Below are 18,554 nucleotides of genomic sequence, written 5' to 3' on the forward strand. Positions count from 1 at the left end.
CTCCTTCCGCACCATGTTCTTATTAAGAACTAAAACTAATGCAAATTTATAGTTGGGATATCGCCAAGCGGTAAGGCACCAGGTTTTGATCCTGGCATTCCCAGGTTCAAATCCTGGTATCCCAGCCAATTTGTTAAACTACCCCACCTATTTCTTCATTTAAGTACTTCAGTATAAAATCATTAATTTTAATAGGTTTGCTATAATAATACCCTTGTAAATAATCACATTTCATTGCTGTGAGTGTATTTCTAAGCGCTTTATTTTCAATGCCCTCTGCCACTACTTTACAATTAAGTCTGCTAGCTAAAAATAACGTTGATTCTACAATCGCATAGTCAGCGGGTTGTGTTAGCATATCTTTAATAAATGACCGGTCTATTTTTATTTGGTTGATTGGTAACTCTCTTAGTAATGATAACGAAGAAAATCCAGTCCCAAAATCATCTACACTAAACTCAAAGCCGCGGTCGTTAAGCTTGTACATCATAGTGCGAGCGGCTTCTATATTTGTCATCATAGCACCCTCTGTGATTTCAAAAATTATTGAGTCACTCAACGTCGGATCGACACTGATTAATTGCTCAATAAGCTCATAAAAATCTTGGCTCTCTAAATCCCTTGTTGATAAATTTACGTGAATAGCCCCGATAAACCCCAAAGCTTTTAACGACTTTAAATGATTTATAGTTTCTAACACCACCCACTTGGAAATATTTAAAATTAACCCCATTTGCTCAGCTGTTTTAATAAACACCTCAGGGCTAATAAATGAACCATCACTTTGTGGCCAGCGTATTAATGCTTCAGCTCCATGCATTTCATTAAGGTTAGAAGAAAATATTGGTTGTAAATAAAGCTCAAACTCTTCATTTTTCAATGCTTGCTTTATAAGTAAGGACATATCAAATAAATTATCCGCCCTAATGCTCAAATCCTTAAAATAAATAACAATCTGTTGCTGTGTCTTTTTTGCTTCATGCAGCGCTAAATCAGCCTGTTTGAATAGTTCGTTAGTTTGCATACTATGTTTGGGGTAATAGCTCACTCCAATTCTTAGCTTAACGCGTATAGTTTGTTCATAAATTAAAAAAGGTTTTTGTACTGACTTATTTATTAATTGAATACATAAATCATACTTATCCTGAGTGGCTGAGTTTAAAAGCAATGCAAATTCATCTCCCCCAATTCTATATAACTTAGCAATCTCGGATAAGTGTTGGCTTAATGTTTTGGAAAATGCACACAACAACAAATCCCCAAAATTATTTCCATAAGTATCGTTTACACGTTTAAAGTTATTTAAATCTATTAAAAACAAAATGAAAGGTTGGTTATATTCTATGTTCTCATTGAGTACATTAAAGAATTTTTTACGTTTAGGTAGGTTAGTTAAACTATCGTGTTCAGCTAGAAATTGTTGGTGTTGAGCTGAGCGCTCTAGCTCTAAGATACTTTTGAGGCTTAACCTAACAACTAAATAAACAAATGTGCCGCCACCAACTAAAATAAATGAAACACTAGTTGTTACAAACGGTTCACCACCATAAAAAGTAAAATAATAAAGTACCCAACAGTAGCCAAAAATAAACAGCACAATTAAAATAAGCAATAAGCTCCATGCAAACCGATTCGTTTTTTTGCATACTTGTATTGTTGGTTTGATACTTACAGTTAACAGTAATATCCCTACTATAATCATAAAAATAAATGGCTTATCCACAGACACTCTTTAAATGCAATTTGTTATACATTTAGTATGGCTAATAAATCTAATAACGAAATAAAATACACCTAGATTAAAAAGCTCAGGGTAGCCCACTTACCAAATATGATTGTTGTTTTATGAAGAGGTTATAACTTTTAAGGGCGCGATTAACAGCATTGTTAATCGCTTTATTAGGGGGTAATCTTTTTAGAAACTAACTTAGCTCTCCGCTAATGGCATATTTTAACACCCAGTTTTTTATTGGCCCTGTATTATTAGCCATTTTTAAAAACTGGCTACGTGCCCATTTAAGCGGCGCTACTTGGTTAGAAAAGCCAAAGTAACAGGCATCCATCATGCTCATCATTAACAAATTAGCCTTACGGCGAGCTCGCTCATATTCTTTAAGCATTAACGGGCACCCTATATCCCCTGCATTGTCTAAAACCTCAGCAAGTGCCACTACGTCCTGAAAACCTAAATTTACCCCCTGCCCTGCAAGCGGATTAATTGTATGTGCAGCGTCGCCCACTAAAACCAAACGCCCTTGCGAATAGTTGTTAGCATGTTGGCGAGTAAGCGGAAATATCGCATGGGTTTGTACTTCAAAGTCTCCAGCAAGCTCTGGGAATTTATTAAGTATGTGCGTTTTTAACTGAGTTGGGCTTAGCCCTTTAAATGCTTGCAGTGTATTTGCATCGTCGTACCAAATTAAATTAGCGTGCGGTGCCTGCATTGGCAAAAATGCGAGTGGCCCACTTGGCGTAAACTGCTGCCAGGTTTTAATTTGTTGCGGCGCATCGAGTTTAATTAACACCCCCATGCAATGCTGCTGGTACTGCCACCCCGTAATACCAATATTCGCCTTATCACGCAATTGCGACTGCCCACCATCGGCTGCAATTACTAAATCAGCGGTATAGGTTTGAGCGCCATACTCAAGCGTAATTAAATCACTGGTTTGCTCTATTTTAGTAATCGGTGTGGCTTGCTCAATAACCTCAATCTTATAATGATCAAATTGCTGCCATAAACAGGCTTGAATTAAATTATTTTCAATCAAATGACCTAAATGCGTGGTGTTTATATCGGCGCAATCAAATAACAAATTGTCACCACCGCGTTCAAAAGCCTCTAATTGTTGATAAGGCGCTATGCGGTTTTGTCTTAAAAGCGGCATGGCACCTAATTCATCAAGTAAATTTTCTGAAAAACGATTAATAGCCGACACTCTAATATCCACCTTATCACTACTAAGAAGCTGTGATGGGTCTATTAGGTGTTTTTCGATTATGCGAACGCCAAAGCCTTGCTGAGCAAGCTTTATCGCCATAGCCGCGCCAACCATGCCCCCACCAACCACTATCACATTATTTTTAGTCATGTTTTTCATCATTTTATTATTACTTGAGTCTGTTTTGATTGTATCAAAATTAATTTGTTTTATACCAGAGGATATCCCTAACAGCACATTAAACTGGCCTCGTATTGATTTGAGATCACAAACATGAAAACTATACTTGGATCTGGGCGGGTATCCAGCTAAAATACGCGTCCTTTAAGTGAGCATGCTTGCTCCTTAATCCTGTTTCAAGCACATTTTTGTGCCACTATCGAATTGAACACGAGGCTATATTTCAATGAGCAAAAAGCTGCATATTAAAACCTGGGGTTGTCAGATGAACGAATACGACTCTCAGAAAATGGCTGAACTTTTAGATGCCACTAACGGCTACCAGCTAACTGAAGATGCAACAGATGCCGACGTAATCTTACTTAACACCTGTTCAATTCGTGAAAAAGCACAAGAAAAAGTATTTCACCAATTAGGTCGCTGGAAGTTATTAAAAGACGACAAGCCAGATTTAATAATTGGTGTAGGTGGGTGTGTTGCCTCACAAGAAGGTGATTCTATTCGCCAACGTGCGCCATTTGTAGATGTTATTTTTGGCCCACAAACACTACATCGTTTACCAGAAATGATTAAACAAGTGCAAGGCGACAAAGGCTCATCGGTTGTTGATATTTCATTCCCAGAGATTGAAAAATTTGACCGCCTGCCAGAGCCAAAAGCAGATGGCCCATCTGCGTTTGTATCAATTATGGAAGGCTGTTCTAAGTACTGTACTTTTTGTGTTGTACCTTATACTCGCGGTGAAGAAGTTAGTCGCCCAGTCGATGACGTACTACTTGAAGTTGCACAACTTGCAGAGCAAGGCGTACGTGAAGTAAATCTTTTAGGTCAAAACGTAAACGCATACCGCGGCGACACGCACGATGGTGAAATTTGTTACTTCTCTGATTTAATTCGTCTTATTGCAGCTATTGATGGTATTGACCGTATTCGTTACACCACATCGCACCCGGTAGAATTTACCCCAGACATCATTGAGGTTTACGCCGATGTACCAGAGCTTGTAGATCACTTACACCTACCAGTACAAAGTGGTTCAGACCGTATATTAAACCTAATGAAACGTGGCCATACGGCAATTGAATACAAATCGACAATTCGTAAGTTACGTAAAATTCGCCCTAACTTAAGCATGTCGTCAGATTTCATTATTGGTTTCCCAGGCGAAAGTAAAGAAGACTTTGAAGCAACCATGAAGCTTATTAGCGACATTGGTTTTGATATGAGCTTTAGCTTTATTTACAGTGCGCGCCCAGGTACGCCAGCGGCAGATTTGCCAGATGACGTAACAGAGCAAGAGAAAAAAGAACGCTTATACTTACTACAAAACCGTATTACACAAATGGCGCAGCAAATTAGCCGTCAAATGTTCGATACAGAGCAACGTATCCTTGTTGAAGGTCCTTCTAAGAAGAACCCAATGGAATTACGTGGCCGTACCGAAAACAACCGTGTAGTAAACTTTGTTGGCCCGCACACAGTGATCGGACAGTTTGTTGATGTACGTATTACCGAAGCACTGCCTAACTCTTTACGTGGTGACTTAATTCGTACAGAATCAGAAATGAACTTACGACGTGAAGTCGCTCCTTCAGCTATTTTAACTAAAGCTGCAGCTGCAGAGCCAAAACCAGACACTGTTAACGAAATTGGCGTAGCTACTTTCGTTCCTTAGTCACACAATTAGCGCCAGTTAACGCTGGCGCAGTACGATAGGAAGCAATTTTGAGTAATCAGTTAAAAACGTTAGAGATTTATTTAGAACCTGCCGATAACAAACGCCTTTCTTCTTTATGTGGCCCGTTTGACGAAAACATCAAACAAATTGAACGCCACCTGGCTGTTGAAATAATTCACCGTGACAACTTTTTTAAAGTAACCGGTAAACTACACAACTGCGCCGGCGCTGTAGAAATCTTAAAAAACCTTTATGTTGATACTCAACCAGTGCGTGGTGTTTTAGGCGAAATAGAACCCGATGCCGTTCATTTAGCGATTACCGAATCAAAAGCCCTAGAGCAAGACGCATCAAGCAGCGCTTACGGCAAAGAAATGGTGATTAAAACCCGCCGTGGTGTTATTAAACCACGTAACGACAACCAAGGTGTTTATGTGGCTAATATTTTAAACCACGACATTACCTTTGGTATTGGCCCTGCTGGTACTGGTAAAACTTACCTTGCAGTTGCTGCCGCCGTTGACGCCCTTGAGCGCCAAGAAATACGCCGCATATTATTAACGCGTCCTGCTGTAGAAGCGGGCGAAAAGCTTGGCTTTTTACCAGGCGATTTAAGTCAAAAAATAGACCCATACCTGCGCCCTCTTTACGATGCGCTTTTTGAAATGCTAGGTTTTGAAAGAGTAGAAAAGCTCATCGAAAAAAATATCATCGAAGTCGCCCCGCTTGCTTACATGCGCGGACGTACTTTAAACGATGCCTTTATTATTTTAGATGAAAGCCAAAATACCACCGCCGAGCAAATGAAAATGTTTTTAACCCGTATAGGGTTTAACTCAAAAGCGGTGATTACAGGCGATATTACACAGGTTGATTTACCGCGTGGCACACGCTCAGGCCTTCGCCATGCAATTGAAGTGCTTGATGGCGTAAACGAAATTAGCTTTAACTACTTCAAAGCCCACGATGTAGTACGCCACCCTGTTGTAGCACGCATAGTTGAAGCCTACGAGCGTAACGACGAAAGCGAGCGACTTAAGCGCATTGAAAAGCAAAATGCAAAAGACGCACTTGCAGCTCTTCAACAGCCTACTACTAAAGAGTAATACTTTGACAACCGAACTTGATTTACAAATAGCCTGTGAGTTTGACAACCTCCCAAGCGAAGAACAATTTGCACTATGGGCCGACAAAGCCCTTAGCCAATACCGTGACGAGTCAGAACTCAGCATCGTTATTAGCGACGAAGCGCAATCGCAACAACTTAATAACGACTATCGCGGTAAAAATAAACCAACCAACGTACTGTCGTTTGAATTTGAAGCACCACCCGGAATAGATATTCCTTTGGTTGGTGATTTAATTATTTGCCCAGCCATTGTATTAGCTGAAGCAATTGAGCAAGAAAAGTCATTTCATGACCACTTTGCTCACATGGTTATTCACGGATGCTTGCATTTGCTTGGATTTGACCATATAAAGAGTGAAGATGCTTTTGAGATGGAAAGCATAGAAAAGCAATTACTTGCAGAGCTAAACATAGCAGACCCATACCGGGACGAAATTTAAATTAACGGAGCAATTAGACGCAATGAGCGACGGTAACTCGCAATCTAGCCAGGGTTCTTCTGGCAAAACGTGGTTGGGTAGAATAGCCCAAATGTTGCAAGGGGAACCCCAGAATAGAGAAGAGCTGGTCGAAGTTATTGCCGATGCGCAAGAACGAGACGTAATCGATCCAGAAACAAAAGAGATGATAGAAGGTGTGCTTGGCGTGTCTGAGCTTAAAGTGCGAGACATAATGGTTCCGCGCTCACAAATGATCACTCTTGAGATCGACAGCCCGCTTGAAGAGCTAATTCCAATGATGGTCGATTCAACTCACTCACGTTTTCCAGTGGTGATTGAAGACAAAGACCATGTAGAAGGTTTTTTACTCGCTAAAGATTTGCTACCGCTTATCTTAAATAAAGACGAGCACTTACCATCAATACGCGATTATTTACGCCCAGCTATGGTAGTGCCAGAAAGCAAACGTGTTGATACATTGCTAAATGAATTTCGTCAGCAACGCTACCATATGGCCGTTGTTATTGACGAATATGGCGGCGTATCGGGCTTAGTAACGATTGAAGATATTCTTGAAATAATTGTTGGCGAAATCGAAGATGAGCACGACGAAGAAGAAGAACATCAAGATATTCGTCAACTTGCTAAACATGTTCACGTAGTGCAAGCACTCACACCTGTAGATGACTTTAACGAGCACTTTAAAACAGGTTACAGCACAGACGAAGCCGACACTATTGGCGGGACTGTACTGCACGCATTTGGCCATATGCCAAGTCGTGGTGAAACGATTGATATAGAAGGTTACCAATTTAAAGTAACCAACGCCGACAATCGTCGTATTTTGCAACTGCAAGTCACCGTTCCTAAGGCTGATGATAACGACATTGAAGAAACTGCTAACTAGGCTTACCGTATTAGCAAAAGATAAAAAAGCATGGCTCGCACTCGTTGCGGGCCTTATTTTAACTTTTGGCTATGCCCCCTTTGAAATTTGGCCCATCGTATTTATTAGCCTTGCAGCCATAATTTTTTGCATCAACCCAAATAATACCGGTAAAGCACACGCAAAAAGTGCCGCTAAGTATGGCTTTATATTTGGCCTAGGCTGGTTTGGTGCAGGTATAAGCTGGGTACATGTTTCTATTGCCACCTTTGGCGGCATGCCGCTTATTGCGTCGCTCTCGTTAATGGCCTTACTGTGTTCATACTTAGCGTTATTCCCAGCCCTTGCCTTTTGGGCAACTACTCGCTTTGCCACAGGCCCTAAAAGCTTTGGCGCATCACTAATTGCCTGCTTTGCAATTAGTGAGTATTTACGTGGCACTGTACTTACCGGTTTCCCGTGGTTAAGTTTTGGCTATACACAAACTGACGGACCTTTTAGGCTGCTTGCCCCTTATATTGGCGAGTTTGGCTTAACACTTACCTGTGTCGCTATTGGCTTTGCACTGTATAGACTTACCCAAAAAGATATTAAAACCCCAGCACTTACTGCCTCTGCTGTTGCGCTTATTTTTACAGGTGCAAACACCACAGGCAGTATTCATTACACTGATAAAAACATGTCAGTATTGCTTGTACAAGGCAACATACAGCAACACTTGCGCTTTGAGCCAAGTGAGTTTTGGACCACAATGAGCAAATACCAAGATATGACGCGCCCACATTGGGATGCCGACTTAATAGTATGGCCAGAAGCCGCAGTGCCTGAAATAGAAATGCTTGCCTATTCCTACCTAGCCAATTTAGACAGTGCCGCCTCGTTTAATAAAACCGCCCTTGTAACCGGTATTGTTGACTACCAGCGAGACACCAAAAACATATTTAATACACTTATTGTTGTCGGTAATAAAGAGCGCGGCGACGAGCATGGGCATTACCATTACCTTGATAAAAACCGCTATCAAAAACACCAGCTACTCCCTATTGGCGAATTTGTACCGTTTCAAGATATATTGCGCCCAATAGCACCACTATTTGATTTACCTATGTCGTCGTTTACTCGTGGTGATAAAGTACAAAACAACTTACGTGCCAATGGTTTTAACCTGCTACCCGCCATTTGCTACGAAATAGTATTTGCCGATTTAGTACGCGGTAACTACAAAAGCGACTCAGACCTACTTTTTACCGTAAGTAACGACGCCTGGTTTGGTGACTCTATTGGGCCATTGCAACACATGCAAATAGCTCGCATGCGCGCGCTCGAACTACAACGCCCGCTGGTACGCGTTACCAACAATGGTGTAAGCGCCGTATACGACCCAATAAGCCACACACAACAAACTATGCCACAGTTTGAAGCTGCAACCATGAAAGCCGATATAAAGCTTATACAAGGCGACAGCGTGTACAGCCAATACGGAAACATGTTTGTATGGGGATTTGTGGTGTTGCTCGGTGCTTTAGGGGTTGGGGTAAAACTGAAAGATAAAATAAACACTTAAGATTAAAGCGCGGTAAGATAATTATCGCGCTTTAATTTCAAGCTAAAATAGCTGCCTCAATTAATTGAAACTAAAGTTTTAACATTTCCGATATAAACTTCAGTGCATCATTTTTTAGACCTTCAAATTTACTTTCGCTTACTTCTGGTCTATCAACTATTTGACTATAAATCACACGGGTGTTTTTTGATTTAATATTTTTGATCAAAGCGTGTACTTTATTTAGAGTTGCTTTATCTAAAGCACTGACTAAATCAGGAATATCGTCGTGACAGTTTAAGAATAAATACAGCAAATTAGCTTCGCTGACAGGATCCTTGCCATCAATAAATTGTAAAATAAGATTATTCATAGGGATTTTATAATCTCTCTGTTCACCGCTAAAGCCCTTATAAATTTTTAATAGTGCAAACAAGGTTCCATGTTTAAAAGAGGTACGTTGCTCAAATAAGTCGTTTATTATCCTTTCTGAAAAAAGGTATTTAACAAATGCGCTACTTGAGTCAACATCATAGCCTCTTACAGCAAATGATGTTAGAAGTTCTAAAGATTTCCTTGATGACCGAACATTAATCGCTTTTTCAAATAATTGCATAACGGTCACTTCATCTTTAATTTCATTGTAAAGAATATGCCAACCATAATACTTGATTGACTCAAGCCAAAAACCAGAAGTCTCATTATCTTCCACAGCGGCACATAAGTCAGTAATTGCTTGGTTTTTAATAATACGGCTATCACCACTAGAAATTTCATTCAACGTTTTAAAAACGTGCCTTTGTTTAAGCTTTTTCGCTGTAAGTCTGCCTTCGATTAATGAGCTACTTATATGCTCGTGTTTATAAAATGATAAAACATGAGCAGGCGGGTTATCTTTTGAAACGCATATTTCGTTACTTTTCTCATTAATAAAAATATCAATTAAGCCAAAGTGAACTAAACAACTTTTTATAAGTTCTTTATCTAAATTATCTTCCCGAGAAAAGTTATCTGCAATAAATTTAGTTAATGGTTGGCTTTTAAAGGACTTTTTATTTAATAACACTATTAGTGCATCGTAAATAGCTGGGCTATTATTTTTCAATGCCTGAAGTAAAACAAAGTCGTAAAATAATACTTCACCACCTAACGTCTGCCAAATAGGTTTAATTTGTTCTTCAAGAGTGTGTAAAGCCCTAAATGAAGGTAACAATTGATTAATGAGTTGTGGGCACCCAGGTATATATTGACCCAAAAGAATTTTTTGATAATAGTTTTTCATATCTGCATCTATTAACTCATTTTCTAACTCGTTTATTTCCTCAGTAAAATTGGGGATAGAAAAGTCAAATCGGATTGGGCAAATACGTAGTAACGTATCTGAAAACTCTGGGCGGTTTTCACCTGCAAAAATATAATCTATACCTTGCAGTTCTTCTAATCGATCTAGCAGACCAGCAAGCGCATGAAGACTGTCTAGCGCCTTTGCATTACGGTCGAGATCTTGAACCGTTACTAATAACCTTAAATTTGCTGCATTAATAACATCACTTAAGCTTTTTAAAAGTGCATCAGGAGATGTAGGTTTATGCATAAACGCTGCAAATATTTTAGAAGACGTATTACCTGCATTCATAGCTGAAATATAGTGCGACGGTAAAGAACGGAACTTACACATATCAATTTCAGTACTAAGTGCTATTAGCACTTCATCCAATACATATTGGATAATAGATTCAGCTTCAACACCCCACAGATCAATATTACAGTGAACTAATTTAGGCAGTTCTTTTTTATTTTTTAGTTTATCAACTGCTAAATTTATTGCCGTTGTTTTCCCGACACCAAAAGCTCCACATATTAAAATGCGCTTACTCTTCGCTTGATTTTTCTTATCGCATAAAGTTTTTTCAATTTGTTTAGCAATATGCCGCGTTGAAGCATTATTTTTTGGTTTATTAGGTTTAGTACGAGTTTTAAAAAGTTCTAATACAGGTAAAAATACTAACCCGACTATAAGAGGTAAGTATAAGAGTACTAACTCTAAACTAACCACAGAACCAGTTGCTTTAGATTCAAAAAACAACCAAATAGCAATAGTGCATGTTACAGATAGCATTAGCGAAGGATACCGCCAATTAAATTGCCAATACCTTTTTGAATTATAGATAGAAAAGCTATCTGCAATTTTGTTTACGGCTAAGCCTGCTAAAAATAATAATGTAGCGTAACCATACAAAGGTGTGAAATTTGAAGTATTAAATGTTTTTTGAAGAAGATTAGTCCAAGCGAGCAACAATTCTTGAATAATGGTTACTGAAGACATAATTAAAAACAAAATATAGGTAATAACACCATATAAAATTAATGTCGTATAACGAGAAAAAGTGACCATATTCATCCATGTACTCAATATTCACTTTTTTATATGCTAACACGCCCTAATATAAACAGAAAAATAGTCTGAGCTACTTTATGTCACTTTAAGCATTAGCTTTTTCTAATTAATGTAATTCAATTGATAAGAGCTATAAGTCATCAATGCTAACTTCAATCTCCTGAGATAAATCAGCTCTACGACTTTCAATAATTTTAGCTAATTCATAGTCATCAAGCTGATCCATTATCAACTCATACAATTGTGCAGGAACTAAATAAGCAACTGTCTTATTATATTTCGAAATTTCGATGCTCTTTCCACCAGCTTTATTTAAGAGCCCAATTGGATTTTTTCTCAGTTCTGAAATACTTGCTGAACCATCAGCTAATAACGCTTTCATAAAACACCTGATAAAGTTAAACCTGTACTTAATTTTAAGTTTTTTAACTCAATCTGTATATTTTTATAATTACTTTACTCTTTCACTGCATCTTCTACCGTTTCAACATTTACAACTTGATTCAAGTTACCTTTAATAACCACTGTCGCTGATATTTTATCTTGAATGGCTTGCCTGTTTGGGTCCCAATACACTTGTAAAAAGCCTAATAAGCCCGTGGCAAAACCGGCGCCGTAGCCGCCATATCGGCCAAAGCAATCTAATAAACCTAATGGTTCACCGCTTAGCGCTACTACGCGAATATTACATACTTTTTTACCTGGGGTTTGTCCGCGCCATAATAACGAGAACAACGTAAAATATACGGCGGCCCAACCAAAGCCAAGGCCTAGGTCTTGAATAATGCCCTTGCTCCACTGCAAAATACTGTTTGTGGTTGTTTGTGCAGGTTTTTCTTCTATTAACTGTGCAGGCTTTATTTCGTTATTTTCACTGACCACTAATAGCTGTAAAAGTAGGGTAGCAAGTTGTGGGCTTTGTAGGTCGTCCATTTCTGCTAATTTGGGAACTTGCCCAATTAAATTATCAAACGCGTTTTGTTGGCAAGGTTGCTCACAGCTTTCATCGGCTGTTTGCGCTAAATAAGTATTTACCCGTTGTTTTTCTGTGGCGGAAAGCTGAATTTCATCTTGTATTTTTACGCCCTGAACAGCTAAACCTTGATCAGCGTTATCGCCTTCTAGGTAATCAATGCCAATTGAAAGCACAGTAAGTGCGCTTACAAATAAAATACTTGCTGCCGTTATTTTTAAAATTCTTCGCCACACATTCGACATTTTTGGAAGGTATTGCTGAGCCGTGCCTTTATAAAAGGCCATTGCAGCAACAAATGCTATTAAAGCCGCGCTGAGCTTGGCTGCTAAAAATATCAGTGCTACATCAATAATAATAGCTAGTGCACGCCGGATTGGCGTAGCTAAAGGCAAGCCCAGTAAAGCACTGTCAATTTTAAAGGCGTAGGGGGTAATCACTTCTCTGGTTTCAGAATTCGACAATTCTAATTGTTCTATCTCTTTGGCTTTCATTTATTTTCTTGTTATTAAAATAGGTAACCCGGTTAACTTACGCGTTTTTTATTTTTTGCTCAACATTAACTTTTACCCCAATTTACTAAAAGCACCGTCTCGGCCAATTGGATAAAAGGAAATATAAGCCTCAAATTACAAACTTTAGGTTAACATCATTTACAAATGTACCTATTGAACATATATTAACGCTCGAATTTCTTTCATCCTTAAAATTAAATACATGGAGTATATTTTGAAGTTATTAACTAACGTGTTTTTCTTGTTTTCTGTCCTTATTTTGAGTGGCTGTGCCCACCAAATAAGTTTAAATCCAGACACTGAAAAACTTCAAGTTACAGAAAATAAATCAGCATCAGCTGTAGGTTATTATATTTCTGAAGATGATATAAAAAAGCAAGTAAAAACACCTGGCGGTGGTGGCGATAATGTTAGTTACAAACCTTATAAAGACACAGAAGCAGCACTGTATACTGTGCTTTCTAATAAATTTGAGAACGTTTATAAGCTTGAATCATTAACTAATAGTGCATTTTTAAAAGATAAAAAAATTGAGTATGTATTCATACCGACAATAACAACGGAATCTAGCTCAGATAGCTTATTCACATGGCCTCCTACAGAATTTACTTTCACGCTAAACTGTAAAACTTTAAATAACAATGGCGATATAGCATGGAATAGTGAAGTTAAAGGTTTTGGCAAAGCTGAATTTGATGAGTTTAAAAATGATTTTTCTTTATCTGCAAAACGTGCAACAGAAGAAGCATTCAACAAACTAGTTGTAGAGCTTGATCAATCAAACTTATAAATAAGGACCGAAATAAAATGAAGTATAAAAGTTCACTGGGTTTAATCTCGGCTTTATTTTTAAGTGCATGTACCATTCAAGTTCCACCTTATAGTGCAGATATCAGCAACGTTTCTAAACTAAAAGAAGAGTCTAATACACCAGTCTCAGTCGGAAAAATTGAATCTGAAAAAAAATTAAATAAGATATCGCTTCGAGGCTCACCTCTTGTTTCATCAGTAGGCAACAGCTATGGTGAATATATTGAGAGCGCTTTGATACAAGAATTAAAACTAGCAAAACTATGGTCTGGCGTTGCAACAAAGCAAGTCTCGGGAAAAGTAATTGAGCAAGACATTGATGTAACAGGTTTCTCTGAAGGCAGTGCGTTTATAAAAGTTAAATTTACTGTATCAGATGGCGATATTACTTTATTTGATAAGGTAATATCTGCCGAACACACTTTCGACTCTTCTTTTCTCGGAGCAATTGCAATACCAAACGGGCAGCGAAGTTATGTAGAATTAGTTCAAAAATTGCTTACGAATCTATACGCTGATGAAGAATTTATAGCTTCAATAAAGTAAATAAATAAACTAAAAAGGAGCTTTATGATTTCATACAGCTCCTTTTTTATATTACATAAATTTATTTACTTTAAAATTACTAAGCTCTCATCAATAGGCTCACTTTTAGGTAAGCGATGCCTAAACTCTCTGCGTAATAACATAAAACTAATAACTGCCTGAACAACAACTGTGCTTGCCGATAAATACCACAATTGCGTTAAATTAAAGCCATCCATTTGGCTTAATAAAAGAGCAGGTAAAACAAATAAAATAATCCGCAGTGTAGTACTATAAAGTGAAGGGAGTGTGTTACCGAGAGACTGAAATAGCCCCGAACACGTAAACACTATGCCCGTAGGAATAAAGTTAATACAAATAATTTGTAAAAATGTAGCTGCAACTAAAATAACATTTTGATCATCAGAGAACCCTTGCACTAGTAATTCTGGAATAAAAAAGCAAACTACGCTTAACACTGCCATTAAACTACATGTCATTAGGGCTGACCAAAAAAAGGTTTCTCGGACACGGTCAAATTGCTTTGCACCAAAATTTTGACCCGCGACGGCTGGTGCAGCAAACGCAATTGCCATTGCAGGTAAAAACAATGACTGCATGATGCGAGAACCTAAACCAAAGCCAGCTTGGGCTTCAGGTCCAAAATGTTGAATTAACCAATAAATTAACCCCATATATGCAAACATTAAAAAGAATTCACCTCCTGCGGGTAATCCAATCCCTAATAAGCGCTTTATAATAGCGCTATCTACGCGCCATAAACTGACTTTAAAGGTAACGAACTTTTCAGCCTTAACAAAGTATACGCATAGCATTACTACCGCAACAACTACCGAAATAGTACTTGCCAACCCAGCTCCGGCTATACCCATTGGAAAGTCAGTTCCCCAACCTATAATTAAAATAGGAGATAAAATAATATTGACGATAATAGACAAGGTTTGAATCAACATAGTTGGCTTAACAATACCGGCTCCTCTTAACGCAGCACTAACTGCAACTAAAGGAAACTGCAATGCCATACCCGGCAAAAACCAATGCAAATAACGTTGTCCCGCTTCAATTGTTGCAAGGTCTGTTGAAATGCTAGTTAAGTATGTATCAGACCCTAAATAACCTAAAAACATGACAACCAAGGCCATTAAGCTAGCCAGCATCATACTTTGATTAAACACTGCATTTGCATCTTTGGCATCTTTTCGACCCGCTGCATGAGAAATCAACGCGGTTGTTCCCACATTAAGAATTTGCGTGAGTGCAAAAATTAAAAACATTGCATTACCCGCTAAGCTGAGTCCTGCTAAAGCATTTCCACCTAAATTACCTACAAAATATAAATCAACTAAAAAATACAATGTTTGAATTATCATTCCTATCATCATAGGAATAGCCATTTTGATTAAATGCTTCGGTATGGAGCCACGAGTTAGATCATGCATATTATTATCTTAACCATTAATAAGAATAGTTATCATAACAAGTTGCGTGCAATTAAGCATACTTTTAATAGTTATGGAAAGGTGTTTTATATAGCGTGAATTTCATACTACAACTTTGCTATACTGGCGGTAAGTCTTCATTAAAAGATTCATTATGATTCCTTCAACATACCCTCTTTTTTGGCGAGATAACGCCCTACCTTATGTAGAACTAAGGCAAGTTTTGGATGGTCGAAAAGTAACTTACGCCGCCCATTCTCATGCTCAGTGGTCAATTGGTGCTATTTTAGAGGGCCAAAGTGAATTTATTTGTGAAGACAAACTTTACCAAATAGATAAAGGCACTTTAGTGCTAATGAACCCCGATGCTGTACACGCATGCAACCCCAACCAAAACTCGCCCTGGGCTTATTATATGATGCATGTAGATAAAAGTTGGTTAGCTCAATTGCTTGTTAAGTTTAATATAAGGGCAAGTAACCACTGGTGTAATAGCCAACCTGATACATTAACAACCCCTGTATTTTACCAGCAGTTTGTTTTAGTTTGCCGAAACCTTATGTCGAATAAGCTGTCTTCTTTAGAAAAAGAGTCTTTACTTAGCCAGTATTTGATTACGTTATTTGAATACATCGATAGCACTGATATTAAAGAAAATACGTGCCTACCTCCTAATAGGCTGTATAAAGTTGCAAACTACCTCGCCCTTTATTGTCAGGATGACGAACCAATTAAGGTTATTAGCAAAAAATTTGGCTTTAATACTAGCTACTTGATACGTACATTTAAACGCCACTTCAATATGAGTCCACATGCTTATCGGATAAATCTGCGTATACAACTAAGTCAACAAGCGCTTAAGCAAGGCGATGCCATTTCAACGGTGGCTCAAAATGCAGGATTTAGTGATCAAGCTCATTTTCAACGTGTATTTAAACAGCGGGTTGCTGCAACACCAGCACAATATCGACGCTGTATTTAGAATAAAAACACATTAACTTATAATAAAAAAGCAACTCCCGGCAAGTAACACTGCCAATGCTTTATTCATAAAACGTATTTTTGCAGGACTTTGAAAGTACTGCCCTAGCACTATACCTATCCATACCCACATGCTCAGCGACAACCAGCAAATTGGTAAATACACACTGGCAAACGTAAACACTTCAAATAGCTCTGCATTAGGGATGTAAGTCGCAATTCCCGATAGTGATGCTAACCATGCTTTTGGGTTTAGCCATTGCATGATTACCCCAGTAATAAAGGTAGGTGAACTTTTATTACTGTCTGAGTTTAATTCACCATTATCTACAAATAATTGATAACTTAAATAAAGTAAAAAAGTAATACCAGCCCATTGCAATACTTCAGTGATCCATTGCAATTTATCAAGAAGATAGTTTAAACCCCATCCAATAACTAAAAACAAAAAAATAAACCCAAGTGTTGCACCGGTTATAAACATTAAGCCAGTTCTTAGCCCATACCGTGCGCTGCTCAATGAAACTAAATTAACTGGCCCTGGCGATAAAGACGCAGCTAATGCAAATAACGACATTGACATAATTAAAGATAAAGTCATGGTTCACTTTCTAATTAATTCAAACTGATGATGAGTGTCTACATTAAATAGAGGCTGGTATTGAACAAAATTGACTTAATCAAATAAAAGTAAGTTATTTCGCGCATATCAATACTAGTTTTTAATTTTCAGCATTGTGAACTATTAATATTTTTAGTCGTATCTATAAATTGTTAATTCATTAGGATCGACCATGACCACTAAACAGCTTTCGTCACTGTTTGTATTTAACTTAGTCTTAGCGACAAGCGAGGCCAATGCAAATCAACAATGGTATGTTATCAACGACTCTGTAATGGGCGGCGTATCTAATAGCCAAGTAACAAAAACACAAGATAGCTTGCTGTTTACAGGCAATGTTTCGCTTGCTAATAATGGCGGTTTTGCATCAATACGTACCGAAATTGACACGCAAGATCAAAACTCAAAAACTATAGCGCTGCGTGTTAAGGGCGATGGGCAAATCTATCAGCTTAGGCTCAGAACAACTACTTACCTTGATGGCGCAGCGTACATCCACTCATTTAAAACAATAAAAAGCGAATGGGTAGAAATCAACTTTACCTCGAGCGATTTTACTTTAACGTATCGCGGACGAGTGCTTGAGCAACAGCCTATTATTGATTTTAATGATATAAAACAGCTAGGCTTTATGATTGCAGGTAAGCAAGAAGGTAAATTTAAACTTGAAGTGAGTAAAATCGAATTTAAAAGCTAACCCACCAGCATGTTAGTGGCGCTATACAGTATAGTCGTGATCGCCCCGCCTTTTCATTTCACTAATAACCAGCTCAACCATTTGTTGCTTTATTGCCGCTTGCTCTGATTTTAACTCCCCTAATTGCAGCTCTAACATATCTATTTGCTCTTGCTGTTGCGTGTTTTTATATTTTTTAGAACCTAGGTGCTCAGCGTCTAAAGTTAAACTCGCATCACTTTCATCTAGCTCACTTGCTGAAGTATTTATAGTTAAACTACGTTGTACGGGGCTTTGTTTAAGTTTATTAATTTGTTCTTGCAGCGCAATAACTCGCCCAGTGAAGTGTTTATATACTTTTTCGAGATTTTTATACTGATCGCCAAATGTTGCGTTATCTTCACTGTATTTTTGCGCTTTGGTATCTAAAAACTTTGATAACACATATTTTGGCTCTTCCTCATTCTCTTCCTCACTTCCTTTTTCAACAGCTAGTTTATCTGATTGCGCTAAAGGTTGAATATTTGAGCTGTGTACTTGGTATGGAATGGGAGCCGCTGAAATCTTCATTATTTTGTCCCTAAAATAGCTTACCTCTTTTATAGGTATCGACCTCGTATTAAAATCCTTGAGTAAATTTTATTGTTAGCTAAAAGCAAAAAGCCCCACTTTATTAAAGTAGGGCTTTAGCAATTAATTACTTTGAATCAAATTATACCAATCTGCTTATATATGAAGTCTATTTAACGTTAAGAAAATTACGCTAGAACTAGGCAAAAATTTTTGTATCTAGTTG

17 protein-coding genes and 1 tRNA gene are annotated in these 18,554 nt (G+C 38.0%); 10 read left to right on the plus strand and 8 right to left on the minus strand.

The features are described 5' to 3' along the window. The first annotated feature begins 53 nt into the window (after positions 1–53). Positions 54–128: transfer RNA gene (locus DO88_RS00965), tRNA-Gln, on the plus strand. A 5-nt stretch (positions 129–133) separates the two neighbouring features. Here DO88_RS00965 and DO88_RS00960 read toward each other — a convergent pair. Then, positions 134–1,723, minus strand: coding sequence for a putative bifunctional diguanylate cyclase/phosphodiesterase (locus tag DO88_RS00960; protein ID WP_033041003.1), 1,590 nt, complete (start codon positions 1,721–1,723; stop codon positions 134–136). A 199-nt stretch (positions 1,724–1,922) separates the two neighbouring features. Then, a complete protein-coding gene (locus DO88_RS00955; RefSeq protein ID WP_033041005.1) occupies positions 1,923–3,104 on the minus strand; it encodes an FAD-dependent monooxygenase in 1,182 nt (393 codons plus the stop codon). A gap of 244 nt (positions 3,105–3,348) precedes the next feature. Here DO88_RS00955 and miaB point away from each other — a divergent pair, with 244 nt between their 5' ends. The 5 genes from miaB to lnt are packed head-to-tail and all read left to right on the plus strand — an operon-like array spanning position 3,349 to position 8,819. Continuing rightward, the gene (miaB, locus tag DO88_RS00950; RefSeq protein WP_033040983.1) at positions 3,349–4,797 is read left to right on the plus strand and encodes a tRNA (N6-isopentenyl adenosine(37)-C2)-methylthiotransferase MiaB; all 1,449 of its coding nucleotides are present in this window, start codon (positions 3,349–3,351) and stop codon (positions 4,795–4,797) included. 50 nt (positions 4,798–4,847) lie between these two features. Continuing rightward, positions 4,848–5,906 carry a PhoH family protein gene (locus DO88_RS00945; protein ID WP_033040984.1) on the plus strand — a complete coding sequence of 353 codons (1,059 nt, stop codon included), beginning with the start codon at positions 4,848–4,850 and terminating at the stop codon, positions 5,904–5,906. Between the two features lie 4 nt (positions 5,907–5,910). Further along, positions 5,911–6,369, plus strand: a complete 459-nt coding sequence (gene ybeY / locus DO88_RS00940; RefSeq protein ID WP_008138284.1) for an rRNA maturation RNase YbeY — start codon at positions 5,911–5,913, stop codon at positions 6,367–6,369. A gap of 22 nt (positions 6,370–6,391) precedes the next feature. Then, positions 6,392–7,276, plus strand: coding sequence for a CNNM family magnesium/cobalt transport protein CorC (gene corC / locus DO88_RS00935; RefSeq protein ID WP_007378276.1), 885 nt, complete (start codon positions 6,392–6,394; stop codon positions 7,274–7,276). After that, positions 7,257–8,819 carry an apolipoprotein N-acyltransferase gene (gene lnt, locus DO88_RS00930; protein WP_084166046.1) on the plus strand — a complete coding sequence of 521 codons (1,563 nt, stop codon included), beginning with the start codon at positions 7,257–7,259 and terminating at the stop codon, positions 8,817–8,819. The genes corC and lnt overlap by 20 nt, the downstream gene beginning before the upstream one ends. Before the next feature lie 70 nt (positions 8,820–8,889). Here the strand turns inward: lnt and DO88_RS00925 are convergent, their stop codons facing one another. From DO88_RS00925 to DO88_RS00915, 3 genes are all read right to left on the minus strand, one after another. Next, a complete protein-coding gene (locus DO88_RS00925) occupies positions 8,890–11,193 on the minus strand; it encodes a P-loop NTPase fold protein (RefSeq protein ID WP_198022422.1) in 2,304 nt (767 codons plus the stop codon). A gap of 133 nt (positions 11,194–11,326) precedes the next feature. Then, a complete protein-coding gene (locus DO88_RS00920) occupies positions 11,327–11,578 on the minus strand; it encodes a type II toxin-antitoxin system Phd/YefM family antitoxin (protein WP_033040991.1) in 252 nt (83 codons plus the stop codon). A 74-nt stretch (positions 11,579–11,652) separates the two neighbouring features. Beyond that, entirely contained in the window at positions 11,653–12,663 is a 1,011-nt protein-coding gene (locus DO88_RS00915; protein WP_033040993.1) for an RDD family protein, read from the minus strand. Positions 12,664–12,898: 235 nt separating this feature from the next. On the opposite strand from DO88_RS00915, the gene DO88_RS0118465 reads away from it, so the two are divergent. After that, positions 12,899–13,474 (plus strand): hypothetical protein, encoded by a 576-nt coding sequence (locus DO88_RS0118465; protein ID WP_050482476.1) that lies wholly within the window; start codon positions 12,899–12,901, stop codon positions 13,472–13,474. Between the two features lie 17 nt (positions 13,475–13,491). Then, entirely contained in the window at positions 13,492–14,040 is a 549-nt protein-coding gene (locus DO88_RS00910) for a hypothetical protein (RefSeq protein WP_033040995.1), read from the plus strand. Between the two features lie 65 nt (positions 14,041–14,105). On the opposite strand, the gene DO88_RS00905 is transcribed toward DO88_RS00910, so the two are convergent. Continuing rightward, positions 14,106–15,479: an MATE family efflux transporter gene (locus tag DO88_RS00905; RefSeq protein WP_033040997.1), complete on the minus strand. Its 1,374-nt coding sequence runs from the start codon at positions 15,477–15,479 to the stop codon at positions 14,106–14,108. Between the two features lie 154 nt (positions 15,480–15,633). Between DO88_RS00905 and DO88_RS00900 the strand changes: the two genes are divergently transcribed. Continuing rightward, positions 15,634–16,461: an AraC family transcriptional regulator gene (locus DO88_RS00900; RefSeq protein ID WP_008134662.1), complete on the plus strand. Its 828-nt coding sequence runs from the start codon at positions 15,634–15,636 to the stop codon at positions 16,459–16,461. A 12-nt stretch (positions 16,462–16,473) separates the two neighbouring features. Here DO88_RS00900 and DO88_RS00895 read toward each other — a convergent pair whose 3' ends face one another. After that, entirely contained in the window at positions 16,474–17,061 is a 588-nt protein-coding gene (locus tag DO88_RS00895; RefSeq protein ID WP_007378264.1) for a LysE family translocator, read from the minus strand. A 193-nt stretch (positions 17,062–17,254) separates the two neighbouring features. On the opposite strand from DO88_RS00895, the gene DO88_RS00890 reads away from it, so the two are divergent. Further along, the gene (locus tag DO88_RS00890) at positions 17,255–17,779 is read left to right on the plus strand and encodes a CIA30 family protein (RefSeq protein ID WP_033040999.1); all 525 of its coding nucleotides are present in this window, start codon (positions 17,255–17,257) and stop codon (positions 17,777–17,779) included. A gap of 21 nt (positions 17,780–17,800) precedes the next feature. On the opposite strand, the gene DO88_RS00885 is transcribed toward DO88_RS00890, so the two are convergent. Beyond that, a complete protein-coding gene (locus DO88_RS00885) occupies positions 17,801–18,328 on the minus strand; it encodes a hypothetical protein (RefSeq protein ID WP_033041001.1) in 528 nt (175 codons plus the stop codon). Between the last annotated feature and the right edge of the window lie 226 nt (positions 18,329–18,554).

It is taken from the genome of Pseudoalteromonas sp. S3431 (assembly GCF_000690035.1).
GTDB lineage: Bacteria > Pseudomonadota > Gammaproteobacteria > Enterobacterales > Alteromonadaceae > Pseudoalteromonas > Pseudoalteromonas fuliginea.

Coding starts and splice junctions, on each gene's coding strand:
- DO88_RS00955 (WP_033041005.1), bottom strand. CDS start 3,104: ATGATGAAAAACATGACTAAAAATAATGTGATAGTGGTTGGTGGGGGC.
- miaB (WP_033040983.1), top strand. CDS start 3,349: ATGAGCAAAAAGCTGCATATTAAAACCTGGGGTTGTCAGATGAACGAA.
- corC (WP_007378276.1), top strand. CDS start 6,392: ATGAGCGACGGTAACTCGCAATCTAGCCAGGGTTCTTCTGGCAAAACG.
- DO88_RS00925 (WP_198022422.1), bottom strand. CDS start 11,193: ATGGTCACTTTTTCTCGTTATACGACATTAATTTTATATGGTGTTATT.
- DO88_RS00920 (WP_033040991.1), bottom strand. CDS start 11,578: ATGAAAGCGTTATTAGCTGATGGTTCAGCAAGTATTTCAGAACTGAGA.
- DO88_RS00915 (WP_033040993.1), bottom strand. CDS start 12,663: ATGAAAGCCAAAGAGATAGAACAATTAGAATTGTCGAATTCTGAAACC.
- DO88_RS00910 (WP_033040995.1), top strand. CDS start 13,492: ATGAAGTATAAAAGTTCACTGGGTTTAATCTCGGCTTTATTTTTAAGT.
- DO88_RS00905 (WP_033040997.1), bottom strand. CDS start 15,479: ATGCATGATCTAACTCGTGGCTCCATACCGAAGCATTTAATCAAAATG.
- DO88_RS00900 (WP_008134662.1), top strand. CDS start 15,634: ATGATTCCTTCAACATACCCTCTTTTTTGGCGAGATAACGCCCTACCT.
- DO88_RS00895 (WP_007378264.1), bottom strand. CDS start 17,061: ATGACTTTATCTTTAATTATGTCAATGTCGTTATTTGCATTAGCTGCG.
- DO88_RS00890 (WP_033040999.1), top strand. CDS start 17,255: ATGACCACTAAACAGCTTTCGTCACTGTTTGTATTTAACTTAGTCTTA.
- DO88_RS00885 (WP_033041001.1), bottom strand. CDS start 18,328: ATGAAGATTTCAGCGGCTCCCATTCCATACCAAGTACACAGCTCAAAT.